1 protein-coding gene is annotated in these 3410 nt (G+C 62.8%); it reads left to right on the top strand.

All coding sequences use genetic code 11. From position 1 onward, the window contains the following. Positions 1-294 precede the first annotated feature (294 nt). Positions 295-3410: peroxidase family protein (locus tag ASF32_RS18485; protein WP_280136570.1), on the top strand; the 3116-nt coding region annotated here is incomplete at its 3' end.

The raw sequence follows: 3410 nt of genomic DNA, 5'->3' as shown, positions 1-3410 counted from the left end.
GGTGGCCAGGACGTCATGGACCTGTCGGGTCTCGGCATCACGGCAGCCGACTTCGCCAGCGAGGTCTCGATCAATCAGTCCGGTGCCAACACCACCGTCGTGATCGGGGCCGACACGATCCTGCTCCTCCGCGTCAATGCCAACACCGTCACACAGACCGACTTCCACCTTCTGTAGCCGCAGCCGGTCGAACCCGCCGCGCACACGACCAATATCGGCCGCTTGTTTAGACCGATGAACGCCGATGAAAGTCGGCGAACACCCCCGTTTACTCAATAGATACGGAGTGTTCCAATGACGATTTCGCTTCGATCGCAAGATCTGGCCTTTCTCGACACTTTGTTCGACGACGGTGATTTCAGGGCGATCAACGGCGAGGGCAACAACCTCGCGCACCCCTCTTGGGGCAACGCCGACCAGCCCTTCGTTCGCCTGACGGCTGCTCATTATGAGCCGGGGAGCATCAACGGCGTTCGGGTGATCGGAGCCAGCGGCGCTCTGCTCCCCAACGAGCGGGTCATCAGCAACGTCGTCTCCGAATCCATCGATCAGAACGGTCAATCCGTCGAGACGCCGAATAGCTACGGCACCAATCTCCTCTTGATGTCGTTCGGTCAGTTCTTCGATCACGGCCTCGATTTCTACGACCGTGGCGGCGGATCGCAATTCGTCGATATGAGCGGCGTCGACGCGAAGCTCGCGCAGATCGCGGCCGCCAATCCCGGCCTGACCATCGACACGACGGACAACATCATCGCCCAGGGTGTTCCGCCCCAGCTGCAGTTCCTCATCGGCGGCCGCGCGGCCCGATACACGATCGACACGGACGGCAACGCCGTCCTGGATAACGTGAATGGAACCGACCATCTGAACAAGGTCTCGCCCTTCGTGGACCAGAATCAGACCTACGGGTCGGAACCCGGCATGACCTGGCTGCTTCGCGAAACCGCGAGAGATGCCAACGGCGCGGTCATCCGCGATGCGGGCGGCCATCTCGTCAAAACGCATCATCTCCTCGACGGCGTGGAGGAGGTCGGCCCGGACGGCGTCGCCCGCGGGACCCTCGCGACCTACAAGGACGTCCTGCTCAACAACGGAGTCAGCGATGCCAATATGGCCCATGCCATCGATCTGGCGAGCGCATCGGGGGGAGACTACGCCGCCTGGACCTACCTGAAGAACGCGGCCAATTTCGTCGACTTCGCCGATATCGGCGACGGCAAGCACACGATCCTGCTCGGCGACAAAAACGATTTCGACACGTCCCCGCTCGGCCGTGATGGTCAGCCCGATCCGAACTTCAGCTTGGAAACGCTGCTGTCCTACTACATCGCCGGTGATCACCGGGCGAACGAGAACGTCGCGCTGACCTCCGTGCATACCGTCTTTCATCGGGAGCATAATTATCAGGCCGACCAGATCCGCGCTCTTCACCCCGAATGGAGCACGGAGGAGGTCTTCCAAGCCGCGAAGGTCATCACCTCGGCGGAATATCAGAGGATCGTCTTCGACGAGTTCGCTACCGCGATGTCGGGTGAGATTCCCGGTGCCGGTGACCACGGATTCAGTGGCTATCGCGCGAACGTCAACGCCGCGATCTCCGAGGAGTTCGCTGGTGCAATGTATCGCGTCGGTCACTCGATGATCAACGAAACGATTCCCTACGTCGATGCCAACGGAGAACTGAAGGACATTCCCCTCATCCAGGCCTTCCTGAACCCGGCCATGTTCGCCGGCGAGGATTCGGCTCACCCGGGCGTGACGGGAGGAACGGCGGCGTTCCTGGCCGGGACGATGCAAGTGGCACACGACCAGATCGACGAGAAGCTGGTCGAGGCCGTCCGCAGCCAGCTTCTCGGGCTTCCGCTCGATCTCGGCGCGGCCAACATCATGCGCGGGCGCGAACTCGGGCTCTCTTCGCTGAACGAGTTCAGGGCCGAAGTGAGCAGTGCGGGCACAAGTCTCGACGCTCTCGGCCAAGCGTCCGATTATGCAGGGGGGCCGGGCGTGCCAAGCCTTGCGGCCTACCAGAACTGGAACGAATTTGGGGCCCACCTTCGCGGCAACGCCGCGCAAAGAGCCGAGCTTCTGGCTCAGTTCAAGGCCGTCTATGGCGAGGACGTGATCGATCCGGCCAACGGCAAGATCAATGGCACCGGCATCAGCCATGTGAATGACGTCGACCTGTGGATCGGTGGTCTTGCCGAAGCGCCCAGCGGTGGCAGCCAGATGGGCTCCACCTTCACGTGGATATTCCAAGAGCAGCTGGACCGACTGCAGGAAGGCGACCGCTTCTACTACCTGGAACAACTCGACGGCACGATGCTCGTCAACGATATCAACGCGCAGCATTTCTCGGACCTGATCGCCCGGAATTCCGGCATCGCGCATGGCCACTGGGACACGTTCAAAGTGTCGGAGCAGCGGAGCTTGGCCGCCGGCGAGGCAAACCGCGATTTCACCGGAGCGGGCGTGGCGGCGGGCGTCGCCCTCGTCCTCGTTGGCAACGATCTCGACAACCGTATCATCGGAACGTCGGGCGACAATACGCTCTATGGCGGTGCCGGGAACGACATTCTGAACGGCGGAACGGGAGGCAGCGACGCCCTCCACGGCGAGGGTGGAAACGATACGCTGAGTTCAGGCCCCGATACGAGGGACGATTACCTCTACGGGGAGGACGGGAACGATACGCTGAACGGCGGTCGCGGCGATGACGTGCTGGACGGCGGCGAGGGTTCCGACAAACTCCGCGGCGGAGCCGGCAAGGATTTTCTCAAGGGGGGCGCCGGTGACGACTGGCTCACTCCGGGAGCGGGCCGCGATGCGGTGGATGGCGGCGACGGCATCGATACGGTGGATTACAGCGCCTCCGCGGCGGGCGTGAGGATCAATATGCAGGTCCGCAGCGGGCGCTTATTGCCCGACGAGGCATCGGGGGGCGACGCCGAACGGGATGTGACCGTCAATGTCGAGAACGTGGTCGGTTCCGCGCTCGCGGACCGGATCACCGGCGATAACCTCGCCAACATGATCGAGGGCGGAGGAGCTGGCGACAACCTGGAAGGCGGGGGCGGCATCGATACCCTGAGCTACGCGCGTTCCAATGCCGGCGTCACGGTCAATCTTCTCACCTTGACTGCCAGCGGCGGCCATGCGCAAGGCGACCAGATCCACGGCTTCGAGAACCTCTTCGGCAGCGACTACGCCGACCGGCTCACGGGAACCAATCTGGCGAACACGATCACTTCGGCCCTCGGCAACGACGTCCTCGACGGTCTTGGCGGTGCGGATGCCCTCTCCGGAGGGTCGGGGAACGACATCTACTACGTCGATCAGTTGGGCGATGTCGTGCACGAGGCGGCCAGTAGCGGAACCGACAGGATCTACGCGAGCAGCAACTTCACACT

Source organism: Methylobacterium sp. Leaf91, from assembly GCF_001422815.1.
In the GTDB taxonomy this organism is placed as follows: Bacteria; Pseudomonadota; Alphaproteobacteria; order Rhizobiales; family Beijerinckiaceae; genus Methylobacterium.
The sequence above is the reverse complement of the archived record's forward strand: the minus strand, read 5'-3'. Positions and strand labels throughout refer to the sequence as shown.